Source organism: Prescottella equi (assembly GCF_002094305.1).
In the GTDB taxonomy this organism is placed as follows: Bacteria; Actinomycetota; Actinomycetes; order Mycobacteriales; family Mycobacteriaceae; genus Prescottella; species Prescottella equi.
This window is the reverse complement of record NZ_LWTX01000002.1, coordinates 1-15,347: the sequence shown is the minus strand read 5'-3', so window position 1 is coordinate 15,347 and position 15,347 is coordinate 1. Positions and strand designations below refer to the sequence as shown.

The window sequence follows — 15,347 nt, the reverse complement described above, 5'->3', positions numbered from 1 at the left end:
GCTGCCGACATGCCGGACCGAATGATCCGGCATGTCCGCAGTGTCAGTTCACGCTCAGCCCTTCGCGGCGCTGATGCCGGCGCGACGACCGAAGAAGCTGCCGTCGCCGAGCGAGGTGCCCGACGCGTAGCCCCATGCGCAGACGCCGGCGGTGCAGCGACCGGCCGCGAAGAGGCCGGGAATCGGATCGCCCGACACGTGCAGCACCTCCGAGGCAGTGTTGGTGCGCAGACCACCCAGCGTGAATCCGGCGGTGAAGTTGCGCAGGTCCAGTGCTGCGACCGGCGAGCCGATCGGCTTGACCCACTCGGGCTTCTTCCCGAGCACCGGATCCTGCCCGTTCGCGGCATGTTTGTTGTAGACCTCGACCGTCGCCTGCAGTGTGCCCTCCGGCAGCCCCATCTCGGCCTCGAGTTCCTCGACGGTCTCGGCCACCCACTTGGGCTGGAAGCGGAAGAACGGCGTCGAACTCGGCGTAGTCTTCGCCTCCTCGTACGCGTCCTCGTCGATGATCAGGTACGCCTGATTGTCGTTCTGCAGCAGCGTGAGCTGACCGATCCGTCCCGGATAGGTGTCCTCGTTGACATAGCGCTGACCGCGACCGTTGACCAGGATGCCGCGGACCATCATCTGCGGATCACCGAAGAAGGCGACCTCGGTAGCGTCCATGTGCGCCAGGTCGGCGCCGAGGGCCTGCGCCATCCGGATCGACCGGCCGTCGTGCTCCTCGATCGCGGCGCCGGGACGTCCGATGAGGCGGGGCGCAAACGCCTCGACCATGTCCTTGTTGTAAGCGAAGCTACCGGTGGCGAGCACGACGCCCTTGCGGGCGCGCACCACCACGTCCTTGCCGTACTGCTTGGCCTGCACGCCGACGACGCGGCCGGTGGCATCGGTGACCAGGGTCTGGACCCGCATGTCGTACTGGGCTTGCACCCCGAGTTTCTCGGCCGTCTCGACCAGCGGCTTCATGAGCATGTAGCCGCCGCCCTTCTCGCCCACCTTCTTGTCCGCCATCTGCGGGATGTGGCCGCGCGGGGCGGGTGTGGCAATCGTGTTGAACGGCGCCGAGTTCTCGCCGCCCGAGTACATCAGGCCGTCGTCGAACGGAGTCTCCCAGCCGGGCTGTCCGTAGAAGCTCTCCTTGAACGGGACGCCGCAGTCGACCAGCCAGTTGTAGTGGTCGACGCTGCCCTCGCAGTATTCGGTGATCTTCGCTTCGTCGGCGCCGGGCCCGAGTGCCGCCATCATGAACGTCTTCATGTTCTCGGGGGTGTCCTCGAACCCGAGTGCCTTCTGCAGCGGGGTGCCGCCACCCATGTAGATGAATCCGCCCGCCAACGAGGCCGCACCGCCCCACCCGCCGGCCCGCTCGAGTACGAGGACCTCGGCGCCGGCGCGGGCAGCCTCGACCGCGGCGCTGACGCCGGCGATACCGTAGCCCGCGATCACGACATCGGCCTCGTAGTCCCAGACGTCGATGCTCTCGGCGGACAGGGGACGGACCGGGGTGGCCCCGGACACCGGCTGTGACATGTGGGTGGATCCTTTCGACTGGGTAGAACGTGTTCTATAAATCAGTAGCGTATCGGGCGGCCGGCGTGCCCGAATCGGGCGGACTACTCGGAGCGCTGCTTCTCCGCGGCGCGCGCGGCCTTACGACGATCGGCCTTGACCGCGATCAGCGCGTTGTTCAGTCCGGTGCCCAACGGCCAGCCGACGTAGTGGCAGAGGAAGATCGCGGCCTCCTCGATCTGCTGTTCGGTCAACTCCTCGTTGCCCAGCGCGGCGTTGATCTGGATCTTCGCGACATCGGTCTGCCCTTGCGCCGCGATCGCTCCGAGCAGCAGCAGGCGCCGATCGCGCAGGCTCAGGCCCGGACGCGTCCAGATGTCGGCGAACAGGTGGTCGGCGGTGACGGCGAAGAAGTCGCCCGGCACGTCCGACGGCATCTCCCAGCCGTACACCTGGTTCATCATCGCGACGCCGCGCTTGCGTCGTTCCGACGTGGTGGCGTCGCCGTTGTGGTCGGTCATGCGTTCTCCTTGTGGTGGGCGCGGTCGGCGACCGTTCCAGTCCCGACACCGAGTCCGGGGCCGAGGCCGGCGAGGGCCCGGGCGCCGAGGGGCAGGTCGACGTCGAACCGGTCGCCCAGATCGAGCGCCAGCGCGAGATCCTTCTCCCCGAGGTTGCGGACGTGGGACAGGATCGAGAACCACGGGTCGTCGTCCGCGACCGGAGCGGTCGTGTCGCGGAGCATGATCGCCCCCGCGCCCCCGGTGATCGCGTCGGTGTGGCGGACCACCTTGCCGAGCTTGCGGATGTCGATGCCGGCTGCCTCGGCCAGGCGCGCCGCCTCGCACGCCGCGGTGAACGACACGAAGTGGAGTAGGTTGCGCGCCAGCTTCATCCGGGTTCCGGCGCCCACCGGCCCGGCATGGACCACCAGCTCGGCGAAGTAGCCGAACGGTTCGCGGACCGCCTCGAATGCCTCGTCGCTGCCTCCGACCATGACGGCGAGCCGGCCCTGCTGTGCTCCCGGCGCTCCGCCGCTGACCGGTGCGTCAATCAGGTCGACCCCCTTGGCCCTGCAGGTTGCGGCCAGTTCGGTCGCCGTCGTGTCGCTGATCGTGGAGTGCACCGCGATCACCGTGCCGGGCCGGGCCGTGGACAGGATGCCGTCCGGTCCGGCGACGACGTCGCGGACCTGGCCGTCGTCGAGGACGGTCACCGAGATGACCGACGCGCGATCGGCGACCTGCGCCGGCGTCGACACCGCGGTCGCGCCCGCCGTCGTGAACGGTTCGACGGCCTCGGCGCGGGCGTCGCACACGACCAGCGTGCCCGGACGTTCGAGCAGTCGGGTGGCCATCGGGGCGCCCATGTTCCCCAGACCGATGTAGCCGACCGCGCGGGTGGGTTCGCTCACGACCGGATCACCTGCCCGCCGTCCACGTTGAAGATCTGGCCGGTGATCCAGCTCGCCTCGTCGGACAGCAGGAACAGGCACATGCCGACCAGGTCCTCGGGAGTGCCCATGCGCTGCAGGGGAATCCGCTTCACCATATCGGCGACGATGTTGCCGGGCGTGACCGTCCGGGTGGCCTCGGTGTCGATCGGGCCCGGGGCGATCGCGTTGATCCGGATGTTCGACCAGCCGAGTTCGAACGCGAGCTGCTGGGTGAGGCCGTTGATCCCGACCTTCGCCAGACCGTAGAAGTTGGAGTACACCCACGCGGCGGTGGACGACTGGTTGACGATCGACCCGCCGCCCTCGCGCATGTGCGGCACGACGGCCCGACACACGTTGAGCGCACCGTCCATGTTGACGCTCATGAATTTCTTGTAGTAGTGCCACGGCACCGTGAGCAGCGAGTCGAGTTTCATGCCGCCGTAGATCGCCGCGTTGTTCACGAGGTGGTCGATGCGGCCGAACCTCTCGATCGTGAACGACGCCAGATCCAGGGCCGAGTCCGGTTCGGCCACATCGACTTCCTTGAAGACGGCGGAACCGCCGTCGGAGGTGATCTGTTTGGCGACCGTCTCGCCCAGCTCACGGTTGAGATCGGCGACGACCACGTCGGCGCCTTCGGCGGCAAGTGCCCGGGCATACCCCTCGCCGATGCCCTGGGCGGCGCCGGTGACAATGGCGGTGCGTCCGTCGAAACGTCCCATCTGCATGTCTCCTGTCGTCGAATTCGGCTAAGCGGTAGCGGGTTCCGCGACGAGCTTGGTCTCCAGGTACTCCTCGAAGCCGGCCACGCCCATCTCCCGGCCGATTCCGGACTGCTTGTAGCCGCCGAACGGTGCATCCGCCGCGTACCAGACGCCTCCGTTGACGGCGAGCGTTCCGGTGCGGACGCCCTCCACGACATGCCGGACGCGATCGGGATCGGTGCCCCACACGGATCCGGAGAGGCCGTAGGGCGAGTCGTTCGCGATGCGAATCGCGTCGTCGTCGCCGTCGTGGGGGAGGATTACCAGTACCGGCCCGAAGATCTCCTCCTGGGCGACGCGGGACGAGTTGTCGAGACCCGAGATCAGGGTGGGTTCGACGAAGAAGCCACGCTCGTGCTCGGCGGGCCGTCCGCCGCCCACGACGATCGTCCCGCCCTCCTCCACCGCGAGCTTCAGGTAGCTCTCGACGCGTGCACGCTGACGGGCGGAGATCAATGGGCCGCAGACGGTTCCGCGTTCGTCGGGGTCGCCGGGCCGGATCCCCGCCATCGTGCGGGCGGTGGCCGTGACGGCCTCGTCGTAGCGTTCGCGGGGCACCAGCAGGCGGGTCGTGATCGCGCACCCCTGACCGGCATGGGTGCACACCGTGAACGCGGCGATCGCGCAGGCGGCGGCGAGGTCGGCGTCGTCCAGGACGACGAACGCGGACTTCCCGCCCAGCTCGAGGAACACCTTCTTCAGTGATTGTGCGGCCGCGGTCATGACGGCTTTGCCGGTCGCGGTGGAGCCGGTGAAGGAGATCAGGTCGACGCGTGGATCCTCGGCGAGCTGCGCGCCGAGCCGATGGTCGGTCGAGGTGACGATGTTGACGACGCCCGCCGGGATGTCGGTCTCCTCCGCGATGACCTTGCCGACCAATGCCGCGCACCAGGGTGTATCGGGAGCCGGCTTGAGGACGACGGTGTTGCCGGCCGCGAGCGCGGGCCCGAGCTTCGCGAAGTTGATCTGGTGCGGAAAGTTCCAGGGCGTGACCGCTCCGACGACGCCGACGCCCTCTTTGAGGACCCGGCGCCGCGTTCTGATACCCATCGGCGCCGCGACGCCCAGATCGGACTCCCAAGCGTACGACTCGGCGAGGTCGGCGAAGTAGCCGAGATCCGCGATCGGGCCCTCGAGCTGCGGCCCGGCGGTGAGCATGCGGGGTGCGCCCACCTCGGCGATCGTGATCTCGCGCAGCTCCTCGATGTGCGACTGCAGGGCATCGCGCAGCTGACGCAGACACCGTGCGCGGAAACTGTGATCGCGCGACCAGGACGTCTCGTCGAAGGCCCGGCGGGCCGCCGCGATCGCCGCGTCCATGTCGGCGGCCGTGCCCTCTGCCGCGTGGCCCACCACCTCCTCGGTGGCGGGCGCGAGCACCTCGAACACGCCGCCCGAACCGGGAACCAGTTTGCCGTCGATCAGGAGCGCGGAGCTGTCGGTCGGTCGAAGCGTCATTGCGCAGAACCTTTCTGACTGGACAGGTGTCTGGACTATAGTACGAACAAATGTCGCCAGCAATGCCGTTCCGATGGAATGTCATTCGGAATCCATTGCAGTAGTGCAAGGGAGCAGTCATGGGGAGAGTTGCCGGGAAAGTTGTCCTGGTCACCGGTGCCGCCCGCGGTCAGGGGCGCAGTCATGCGGTTCGGCTGGCGGAGGAGGGCGCCGACGTGATCGCTTTCGACGTCTGTGCCGACATCGGAACCAACGAGTACCCGCTGGCGACCGGGGCGGATCTGGACGAGACCGCGCGGCTCGTCGAGAAGGCCGGCGGCAGGATCGTCGCGGCCGAGGTGGACGTCCGGGATCGGGCAGCGCTCGAGGTGTGCCTGGCCGACGCCGTCGCGCAATTGGGCCGCCTCGATGTCGTGGTGGCCAACGCGGGTATCTGTCCGCTCGGCAAGCATTTGCCGGCGCAGGCGTTCGTCGACGCGTTCGACGTCGACTTCGTGGGCGTCGTCAACACCGTGCACGCGGCGCTGCCGTACCTGGGGGAGGGCGCCTCGGTGATCGCGATCGGGTCGGTCGCGGGACTGGTGCCGCAGACCGGCTTCAACGGTCAGCAGGCGCTCCAGGGGCCCGGCGGCGACGGATACGGGTTGGCCAAGAAGATGATCCAGACCTACACGAACTCGCTGGCGCTGACTCTCGGTCCCGATTCGATCCGGGTCAATGCGATCCACCCGACCAACTGCAACACCGACATGCTGCAGAGCACGCCCATGTACAAGACCTTCCGGCCCGACCTCGAGAACCCCACTGCGGAGGATGCTGCGGTGACCTTCCCGTACATGCAGGCCATGCCGATCCCGTGGGTCGAGCCGGAGGACATCTCGCACGCCGTGGTGTACCTGGCCTCCGACGAATCGCGTTACGTCACCGGGCAGCAACTGAGGATCGACGCCGGAGCCGGCATGAAGATCGGCCTCTGATCTCTGCCGACAGACAGGAAACTGTAGTAGTGTCCGGACATGTGTCTAGTATGAGTTTCGAGTCCACGCGCCGGCGCCTTACGCCGAAGCAGGCCGATACCGTCGACCGACTGTGCGAGTCCGCAGTGCAGGTGCTGCGGCAGGAGGATTTCGCCGGTCTCACCGTTCGCGCGGTCGCCTCGCGGGCCGGCGTCGGGCCCGCCACCGCTTACACGTACTTCTCGTCCAAGGAACACCTGGTGGCCGAGGTCTTCTGGCGCCGGCTCTCGCAGTCACCGCGGCCGGAGTCCGACGGGCTCGACCGGACCGGTCGCGTCGTAGCGGTGCTGCGCGGCATCGCCCTCCTGCTCGCCGACGAGCCCGGCTTGTCGAGCGCCGTCACCAACGCACTCCTCGGGAGCGACCCCGACGTCGAGCACTTGCGGGTGCGAATCGGCATCGACATCCGCGGCCGCCTCGAAGAGGCGCTGGGGAAGCCCGCCGATCCCGAACTTCTCGAGACCCTCGACCTCCTGTACGCCGGAGCGCTGCTCCGGGCCGGCATCGGGTACGGCTCCTACCAAGGCCTCGCCGGTCAGTTGGAGCGTTCCGCCACAATGATTCTGGAGTGATCACATGACCGAAGCGCTGGTCGACCCGGTGGTCTTCAATCCCTACGACTACGACTTCCACGACGACCCGTACCCGATCTACGCCCGGCTGCGCGACGAGTCCCCGCTCTACCACAATCCGGAGATCGGATTCTGGGCGCTGTCGCGTCACTCCGACGTGCTGCGTGCCTTTCGGGACAGCACCCGGCTGTCGAGTGCCAACGGGGTCTCCCTCGACCCTGCCGCGTACGGGCCGCACGCGCACCTGGTGATGTCCTTCCTCGCGATGGACGACCCGCGGCACGCACGCCTGCGCCAGTTGGTTTCCCGCGGATTCACTCCGCGCCGTGTGGCCGAGCTCGACGGGCGGATCCTCGAACTCACCCGTCAGTACCTCGAGCCGGCTCTGGAAGCCGGTGAATTCGACTGGATCGCCGAGGTTGCGGGCAAGCTCCCGATGGACGTCATCTCCGAACTGATGGGCGTGCCGGAGGCCGACCGCGCGGAACTTCGACGGCTCGCGGACCTGGTGGTTCACCGGGAGGACGGCGTCCTCGACGTGCCGCCGGCGTCGGTCGAGGCGTCGCTGAGCCTTATGACCTACTACAAGGAGATGATCGAGCAGCGTCGACGCTCGCGTACCGAGGACCTGACGTCGGCGTTGCTCGACGCCGAGATCGACGGCGACAAGCTGTCGGACCAGGAGGTTCTCGGGTTCCTGTTCCTGATGGTGGTCGCCGGCAACGAGACTACGACCAAGCTGCTCGGCAACGCGGCGTACTGGGGCGCCCACAATCCCGATCAGGTCGCGCAGGTGCTGAACGACCCGGCGCGGGTGACGGATTGGGTCGAGGAGACGCTGCGATTCGACACTTCGAGCCAGATCGTCGCCCGCACCACCGCCGTGGATCTCGAGTACTACGGGCAGACGGTTCCGGCAGGAGAGAAGATGCTGCTGCTGATCGGTTCCGCGAACCGCGACGAGGACGTGTTCGAGGACGGCGACCGCTACCGGATCGGCCGGGACTCGACCAACAAACTCGTCAGCTTCGGTGGCGGTGTGCACTTCTGCCTCGGCGCACACCTCGCCCGGCTCGAGGCGAACATCGCCCTCGCCGAATTCGCCAAGAGCGTGAGGCATTTCGAGGTCGACGAGTCCGGAATCGAACGTGTCCATTCCACGAACGTGCGGGGCTTCGCGGCCCTGCCGATGAAGGTGCAGGTGCGCTGATGCCCCGTTTCGAACCCAACCCCACCCGCAGGCCGACCTTGGTCAGCGGCGCGTCGTCCGGAATCGGCGAGGCGGTCGCATACGCGCTCGCCGACCTGGGGCACCCGGTCGCGCTCGGTGCCCGCCGGGTCGCGGAGACGGAGGCGATCGCGGACAAGATCCGCAGCAACGGGGGAGAGGCGTTCGCCCACTTCCTCGACGTCACCGACGACGCCTCGGTGGACGCGTTCGTCACGGCCGCCGAGGAGGCCCTGGGCCCCGCCGAGATCGTCGTCTCCGGTGCGGGCGACCTCGAGTTCGGTGCCGCCGACCAGATGGACCCGGCCAGCTTCGCCAAGCAGATCGACGTGCACCTCGTCGGCGCGCAGCGGCTCGCACACCGCGTCCTACCCGGGATGCGTGAACGCCGCCGCGGCGACTTCGTGCTCATCGGCTCGGATTGCGCCGACCGCCAACGCCCGATGATGGGTGCGTACGACGCCGCCAAGGCCGGCCTCGAGGCGATGGGGCGCCAAATGCGAATGGAACTCGAGGGAACCGGAATTCGAGCCTCGATCGTGCGGCCCGGTCCCACCTTCACGGGCATGGGCATGAACTCCACTCCCGAGATCCTCGCGCCCGTCGCCGAGCTGTGGGGCAAGTGGGGTTTCGCCCGCCACGGATACATGCTGCGCGCATCGGACATGGCGAACGCCGTCGTCGCGGTGGTGGGCGCCCCGCGCGGTGTCCACCTCGTCCTCATCGAAGTCCAGCCCGAGGCGCCGCTCGCGCCCCTTCCAAGTTCCGAGGAGTCGAAATGACCCTGCCCGATCCGCCCCGCGTGTCCGGAGGACTCCACGAACACGGACACCTCGAGGAACTGCGCACCGACCCGATCGCCCTGATGCGCCGCGTGCGCGAGGAGTGCGGCGACGTCGGGGTGTTCCGGTTGGTCGATCGCGACGTGGTGCTCTTGACCGGGGCCGAGGCCAACGAGTTCTTCTTCCGCTCCTCCGACGAGGATCTGGACCAGCAGGCCGCCTACCCGTTCATGAAGCCGATCTTCGGCGAGGGCGTGGTGTTCGACGCGAGCCCCGAGCGCCGGTCGGAGATGCTGCACAACTCCGCACTGCGCGGCGAACAGATGCGGGGTCATGCGACGACGATCGGCGGCGAGGTCGAGGACATGGTGTCCCGGTGGGGAGACGAGGGCGAGATCGATCTGCTCGAGTTCTTCGCCGAACTGACGATCTACACGTCCTCGGCGTGCCTGATCGGCAAGAAGTTCCGAGACGAACTCGACGACCGGTTCGCCAAGCTCTACCACGAACTCGAACAGGGCACCGACGCGATCGCCTTCGTCGACCCGTACGCGCCGATCGAGAGTTTTCGTCGCCGCGACGCCGCTCGCGTCGCCCTCGTCGAGCTCGTCCAGGGCATCATGAACGGGCGCGTCGCCAATCCTCCCCGGGGCAAGGAGGATCGCGACATGCTCGACGTCCTGGTCTCGATCAGGGACGACGAGGGCAACCTGCGCTTCAGCGCGGACGAGATCACCGGAATCTTCATCTCGATGATGTTCGCCGGCCACCACACCACGTCCGGCACCGCGGCGTGGTCGCTCATCGAGCTACTGCGGCATCCGGACACGATGCAGCAGGTCACCGCCGAACTGGACGAGCTGTATGCCGACGGTGCCGACATCAGTTTCCATGCGCTGCGGCAGATCCCGGTCCTCGAGGCCGTGATCAAGGAAACCCTCCGGCTGCATCCGCCGCTGATCATCCTGCTCCGGGTCGCCCGCGGCGACTTCGAGGTGGGCGGGTTCTCGATCCACGAGGGCAACCTGGTGGCGGCCACGCCGGCGATCTCGAACCGGATCCCGGAGGACTTCCCCGAACCCGACTCCTTCCACCCGGGTCGGTACATCGACCCCAACCAGGAGGACACCGCGAACCGTTGGACGTGGATCCCCTTCGGTGCGGGTCGTCACCGTTGTGTCGGGGCGGCGTTCGCGCAGATGCAGCTGAAGGCGATCTTCTCGATCCTGCTGCGCGACTTCGAGTTCGAGATGGCGCAGCCGGCGGACTCGTACCGCAACGACCACAGCAAGATGGTGGTGCAGTTGCAGCAGCCGTGCCGCGTCCGCTATCGCCGGCGCACCGTCCGGGCGGCGTCCGTCGGAGCGGCGGCAGCGGCTCCGACTGGGTGCCCGGTCGCCCACCCCAGTGAGGCCTGACGATGCGCGTCGAAGCTGATCTCGATCTCTGCCAAGGGCACGCCGCATGCGAGATGGAGGCACCCGACGTGTTCACCGTGCCCAAGCGCGGCAAGGTCACCGTCCTCGAAGCGAATCCGCCGGAGCCGTTGCGGGCCGACGTCGAGAGCGCGGTCCGGTACTGCCCGACGCAAGCCCTGCGGATCGTCGAGGACTGACGGCGTTTCGCGCACGCACCACACCAGAACCATCGAAGGAGACGACGACATGACCGGATTCGACCGTGGCGAACTGGACGAGATGGTCCAGCGCTGGGTGGACGCCAACAAGAAGGCCGAGGCGGCCGGCGACTGGAAGCCGCTGGCGGACTTCTATACCGAGGACGCCACCTACGGCTGGAACTACGGCCCCAAGCAGGACTTCATGGCAGTGGGGCGTGACGAGATCCGCGACGTCGCGCTCGGACTGGAGATGCAGGGGCTCGAGGGTTGGGAGTATCCCTACCAGGAGTTCGTGATCGACGAGCGCAGTGGCAACGTGATCGGGCTGTGGAAGCAGATCTCCGACGCGGCGCGTCCGGACGGCACCAACTATGCGGTGTACGGCGTCGGTGGCAGCTGGTTCCGGTACGGCGGGAACTTCCAGTGGTCCTGGCAGCGTGACTTCTTCGACTTCGGCAATGTCTCGGCACTGTTCATGGAGATGATTCAGAACAATGCGCTGTCGACGGGTATGCAGTCCCGCATCCAGCGCTCGATCTCCGGAGAGAAGCTGCCGGGCTGGTACCCGGTCGGCCAGGCGCCGGTCCCGCTGTGGTGAGCACCGAGGCGCAGCGGTCACCCTCGTTCGCGGCGCTGTCGCGGACGGACCTGGCGGCACTGGTGCCGGAACTGCTGCTGTGCGGCCAGTTGATCGACCGATCCGGGATGGCCCACCTGATCGTCGAATTCGGGCGGGAGGGCATGGCTCAGGTCGCGATCGAGGAATGGCAGGCGGCGAGTCCCTGGTACACCCGGCGCATGCAGCGTGCATTGCGCTACGAGGGCGACGACGTCGTCACCATCTTCAAGGGCCTGCAGCTCGACATCGGGGCGCCGCCGCAATTCATGGACTTCCGCTTCCGGGTCGACGATCCGCAGCACGGCGAGTTCTGGCTCGACCACTGTGGTGCGCTGATGGACGTCGAACCGCTGGGCGACGAGTACGTGACCGCGATGTGCCACGACATCGAGGACCCCACATTCGACGCCACGGCACTGGCCACCAATGCGCACGCGCAGGTCCGTCCGATCCATCGTCCCCCGCGCCGACCGGCGGACCGTCACCCGCACTGCGCGTGGACCGTCGTCATCGACGAGAAGCACGTCCCGCCGACGATGCAGCCGCACACCGAGCAGATCGGCCGAACCGCCGCCAACACGGTCGAACTCAGCCCGATCGACAACGGCGGCGACGGCAACCACGACTACGCGGGACCGTTGCTCGCCGACCTGCGGTTCCAGGACTTCTCGCAGTCCGCTCTCGTGCGGATCGCCGAGGAGGTGTGCCTGCAGCAACACCTGCTCGCCCTCGGCTTCCTGATCGCGGTCCGCAAGCGCGCGGACGAGGACAAGACCCGCGAGATCACCCGCAAACAGCTCACCGGCATCGCCGGCGTCACCGCGCAACGAATTCGCGACGCGCTCGGTCTGCCGGACGACCTCGAAGGCCTCGCGACCGTGCTGGCACTGCACCCACTGCTGAACCCCACGCAGTACGTGGACAGCGAAATTCGTTTCGACGGACAGCAACTGGAGCTCGTGATTCGACGGACCGGGCTCGTGGACGTCGACGGTGGCTGGCCCACGCTGATCGATGCCGAGCACCTCGAAGCGCTGCAGGCCCTGGTACGCGGGGTCAATCCGCGCTTCACCGTACGGGTCGTCGGTGACGGCGCCGCCGGGCTGCACGTCACCGTCGACGTCACCACCGACCCCGCGCCCGAATGCGTCGAGGTCGTGATCACCAAGGTGAGCACCGGTGCCGCCTTCGCGTTCGAGGACCGTGGAATTCCGTTGCCGCTCTATGTGATCTGATCGACCGACCCAGACAAGGGGATCTTCGCATGGCCTACACGTTCGCTGACTTGTTCGAGCATTCGGTGGATGCGATGCCGGACCGCCTCGCCATGATCGTCGGCGACGAGCAGGTCACCTACCGAGAACTGGACGAGCGAGCGAACCGGCTCGCGCACCACCTCGCGGGAGCGGGTTTCGGCGTGGGCGCCCACATCGGAGTCCACATGCACAACTCGATCGAGACGATGGTCTCGATCATCGCGTCTTTCAAACTCCGGGCCGTTCCGGTGACGGTGAACTACCGATACACCTCCGACGAACTGCGGTATCTGTACGACAATGCCGACCTCGAGGGGCTGGTGTTCCACCAGGGATTCGCCGACCGGATCGCCGAGGTGCTGCCCGAACTTCCGCGCATCCGGCACCTCGTCTCGGTTCCCGATGTCCTGGCCTGCGGCGACGAGTGCGAGGTCACCGGGGCTGTCGAATACCGGGACGCGCTCGCGTCGGGAAGTGCAGAGCGCGGCTTCGGGAAGCGCAGCCCCGACGATCACTACATCTTCTACACCGGTGGAACCACCGGTCGACCGAAGGGCGTGGTGTGGCGCCACGAGGACATCTGGCGGGTTCTGGGCGGGGGACTGGACTTCTACACGGGCGAACCGATCCTCGACGAGTTCCAGCAGTCCCGGGCAGGGGTGGCAGCGGGCGAGGCGATGCGCTGGGTGATGCTGCCGCCGTTGATCCACACGTCGGCGATGATGCCGACCTTCACGGCGTTCTTCTCCGGCAACACCGTCATCATGGAACCGAAGTTCGATCCGGGCCGTGTCTGGGCGGTCGTAGCCGAACACCGGCCGCAGGTCATGGTCATCACCGGCGACGCGATGGGACGGCCCCTCGTCGAGGCCTATCGCGAACAGGAGGGGGACACGTCCAGCCTGGCCGTGCTCGCGTCCGGCGCAGCGCTGTTCTCCGCCGCGGTCAAGGATGCCTTCTTCGAGGTGATGCCGAACCTGATGATCTCCGACTCGGTCGGATCGTCCGAAACCGGCTTCGGCGGAATCGGATTCGCAACCAAGGGGTTCGAGCAGCACGGTGGACCGAAGGTCGGTGCGAACAAGTACTCGGTTGTCGTCGACGACGAGAACCGCATCCTCGTACCGGGTTCCGGAGCCGAAGGCTGGTTGGCGAAACTGGGCAACGTCCCCGTCGGGTACTACAACGACCCAGTCAGATCGGCCGAGATCTTCCGCGTCGTCGACGGGCAGCGCGCGGTGGTCACGGGCGACCGTGCGCGAATTGAGGACGACGGATCGATCACGCTGTTGGGGCGCGGAAACATGGTCGTCAACACCGGCGGCGAGAAGGTGTTCGCGGAGGAAGTCGAGGCCGTCGTCAAGTCGCACCCCGACATCTACGACGCGATCGTCATCGGCGTACCCGACGACCGTTGGGGCAGTCGCGTGGCCACGGTCGTCCGGGTGCGCGACGGCGTCGACCCGGACTTCGAGTCCGTGGAGAAGCACACCCGAAGCCGGCTCGCCGGTTACAAGATCCCGCGAACCTACTGGATCGCCGACGAGGTGCTGCGCACCCCGAGTGGCAAGCCGGACTATGGCTGGGCCAAGGGGCACGCGGGCGCACACGCGCACGCGTACCGGATCGATTAGACGTCGGCGCCGGCGGCCGGAGAAATACCGCCATCTGTGCAGTAACCGCGCGGCTGTCGGAGCTCGGAAATGGATGCCGGCAGCAGAACCGTCGCCGCCGAATACGCTTTCGGGCGCGCGTTATCGTATTTCGAGGCGCGGCCGTTACAGGGAAAATGCGCGTCTTCCTGCGGGTCTGCCGCGAGTCGACGGTCGTAGGGTGAACGTCGGGGTGAAATCTCCTTCGGTGCGCGGCGCATCGGGATGGAAAGCTGCAGATGGGCCTCGTGCGCCACGATCTTTGGTTAGTAATGCGAATCGAATCTGCTCGGATCCGTGGAAAGGGATGGCTTTCGATATAAGTTCGAGATGCTATCTTCATCACGCCTGTATGCATGTGGCTGGGGGTTTGCTATCCGTTCAGATGGGGGTCTGACGGATTTTTCGGGGGGCGTTTCTTCACCTGTTTTCTGTCTTCATGCGGTGGGTGTTTGTTGTGCGTCGCTGGCATGCCGATCGAGGAGGATGAGGAACGATGTCTACCCACAGAGCCCGCAACTCGAGAACACTGCGGATGAAGAGCCGGATCATGGTCGCGGCCACCGCAGTCGGGGCTTTGACGATTGCCACGCCGGCGGTCGGCGAGGCCCAGCCCGCTCCCCAGAACGGACTCGGGAGCAGCGCGAACGGCGGCGCAAACGGCGGACTCTCGGGTCTGGGCAGGAGCATCGGCGGGAACGGTGACGCCGGCTTCGGTAGCGCCGCGGGGCCCGGAGGCGCCAACGGGGGCGTCGACGCGGGCAGCGCCGGTAACCTCGACTTGGCGAACCTCGCACAGACCGCGTTGGGCAGCCTCGCGAATCTGGGCACAGGCAGCCTCGGCGGCGGGATCGACGCCGGGAGCGTGACGGATGCGATGCCCGAACTCGGCGTCGGCAGCCTCGGCGAGGCGGATGCCGGCAGCCTGGGCGACACCGGAAGCGACTCGGGAGCCGGCAGTGCCGGAGCGGCTCCGGGCGCGGGCAGCCTCGAACTAGGACTCGGTGTCATCGGTGACCTGACCGCAGGCAGCGCCGGGGAGGTCGGGGGCGGTAGCGCCGATACCGGCAGCGACGCCTCCGGGAGCGGCGATGCCGGAAGCCTCGCTGATCTGGGCTCGGGAAGCGGCAACCTCGACCTGGCCGCTTTGGCGCAGCTGGCGCTGGGCAGCTCCGGCGACGGCGGAGTCGACCTCGGAAGCCTCGCGGACCTGGCACTCGGCAGCCTGGGACTGCCCGCCGGCAGCGCCGAGCCGACCCTCGACTTGGGCAGCTTGGCCGAGTTGGCCCCGGGGAGCGTGGACCTACCTGCCGGAAGTGGCGATCTCGCCGCGGGCAGCGGCGACCTGGATCCGGGCAGCTTGGGTGAGGCTGCGCTGGGGAGTTTGGCGCTTCCGTTCGGGAGTTTGGCTCTGCCGGTTGTCGGTAGT

General features: G+C 67.4%; 15 protein-coding genes and 1 pseudogene. 10 read left to right on the top strand and 6 right to left on the bottom strand.

What is annotated here, in order from left to right; all coding sequences use genetic code 11:
* Positions 1-54: 54 nt before the first annotated feature.
* From A6I89_RS05645 to A6I89_RS05625, 5 genes are all read right to left on the bottom strand, one after another.
* Positions 55-1,536, bottom strand: coding sequence for an FAD-dependent oxidoreductase (locus tag A6I89_RS05645; RefSeq protein ID WP_005514552.1), 1,482 nt, complete (start codon positions 1,534-1,536; stop codon positions 55-57).
* An 83-nt stretch (positions 1,537-1,619) separates the two neighbouring features.
* Positions 1,620-2,036 (bottom strand): carboxymuconolactone decarboxylase family protein, encoded by a 417-nt coding sequence (locus tag A6I89_RS05640; RefSeq protein ID WP_005514551.1) that lies wholly within the window; start codon positions 2,034-2,036, stop codon positions 1,620-1,622.
* The gene (locus A6I89_RS05635) at positions 2,033-2,929 is read right to left on the bottom strand and encodes an NAD(P)-dependent oxidoreductase (RefSeq protein WP_013415345.1); all 897 of its coding nucleotides are present in this window, start codon (positions 2,927-2,929) and stop codon (positions 2,033-2,035) included. Before A6I89_RS05635 ends, A6I89_RS05640 begins: the two co-directional genes overlap by 4 nt.
* A complete protein-coding gene (locus tag A6I89_RS05630; RefSeq protein ID WP_022594788.1) occupies positions 2,926-3,675 on the bottom strand; it encodes an SDR family oxidoreductase in 750 nt (249 codons plus the stop codon). Before A6I89_RS05630 ends, A6I89_RS05635 begins: the two co-directional genes overlap by 4 nt.
* Positions 3,676-3,702: 27 nt before the next feature.
* Positions 3,703-5,175, bottom strand: a complete 1,473-nt coding sequence (locus A6I89_RS05625; RefSeq protein WP_022594789.1) for an aldehyde dehydrogenase — start codon at positions 5,173-5,175, stop codon at positions 3,703-3,705.
* Between the two features lie 119 nt (positions 5,176-5,294).
* On the opposite strand from A6I89_RS05625, the gene A6I89_RS05620 reads away from it, so the two are divergent.
* From A6I89_RS05620 to A6I89_RS05580, 9 genes are read left to right on the top strand one after another with little or no spacing between them, the layout of a single operon-like run.
* Entirely contained in the window at positions 5,295-6,152 is an 858-nt protein-coding gene (locus A6I89_RS05620) for a mycofactocin-coupled SDR family oxidoreductase (protein ID WP_022594790.1), read from the top strand.
* 50 nt (positions 6,153-6,202) lie between these two features.
* Positions 6,203-6,763, top strand: a complete 561-nt coding sequence (locus A6I89_RS05615) for a TetR/AcrR family transcriptional regulator (protein ID WP_022594791.1) — start codon at positions 6,203-6,205, stop codon at positions 6,761-6,763.
* A 4-nt stretch (positions 6,764-6,767) separates the two neighbouring features.
* On the top strand, positions 6,768-7,973 hold the full coding sequence (locus A6I89_RS05610; RefSeq protein ID WP_005514545.1) for a cytochrome P450: 1,206 nt from the start codon (positions 6,768-6,770) through the stop codon (positions 7,971-7,973).
* The gene (locus A6I89_RS05605; RefSeq protein WP_005514544.1) at positions 7,973-8,773 is read left to right on the top strand and encodes an SDR family oxidoreductase; all 801 of its coding nucleotides are present in this window, start codon (positions 7,973-7,975) and stop codon (positions 8,771-8,773) included. Before A6I89_RS05610 ends, A6I89_RS05605 begins: the two co-directional genes overlap by 1 nt.
* Positions 8,770-10,191, top strand: coding sequence for a cytochrome P450 (locus A6I89_RS05600; RefSeq protein ID WP_022594792.1), 1,422 nt, complete (start codon positions 8,770-8,772; stop codon positions 10,189-10,191). Before A6I89_RS05605 ends, A6I89_RS05600 begins: the two co-directional genes overlap by 4 nt.
* A gap of 2 nt (positions 10,192-10,193) precedes the next feature.
* Entirely contained in the window at positions 10,194-10,388 is a 195-nt protein-coding gene (locus tag A6I89_RS05595; protein ID WP_044990670.1) for a ferredoxin, read from the top strand.
* A 49-nt stretch (positions 10,389-10,437) separates the two neighbouring features.
* Entirely contained in the window at positions 10,438-10,989 is a 552-nt protein-coding gene (locus A6I89_RS05590; RefSeq protein WP_022594794.1) for a Cif family virulence factor, read from the top strand.
* The gene (locus A6I89_RS05585; protein WP_022594795.1) at positions 10,983-12,245 is read left to right on the top strand and encodes a hypothetical protein; all 1,263 of its coding nucleotides are present in this window, start codon (positions 10,983-10,985) and stop codon (positions 12,243-12,245) included. The genes A6I89_RS05590 and A6I89_RS05585 overlap by 7 nt, the downstream gene beginning before the upstream one ends.
* Positions 12,246-12,274: 29 nt before the next feature.
* Positions 12,275-13,900: an acyl-CoA synthetase gene (locus A6I89_RS05580; RefSeq protein WP_022594797.1), complete on the top strand. Its 1,626-nt coding sequence runs from the start codon at positions 12,275-12,277 to the stop codon at positions 13,898-13,900.
* Here the strand turns inward: A6I89_RS05580 and A6I89_RS24345 are convergent.
* Positions 13,897-14,175 (bottom strand): hypothetical protein, encoded by a 279-nt coding sequence (locus A6I89_RS24345; RefSeq protein ID WP_139811863.1) that lies wholly within the window; start codon positions 14,173-14,175, stop codon positions 13,897-13,899. The two genes, A6I89_RS05580 and A6I89_RS24345, sit on opposite strands and share 4 nt — an antisense overlap.
* A gap of 239 nt (positions 14,176-14,414) precedes the next feature.
* Here A6I89_RS24345 and A6I89_RS05575 point away from each other — a divergent pair.
* Positions 14,415-15,347, top strand: a pseudogene (locus A6I89_RS05575) (hypothetical protein); the annotation flags it as partial.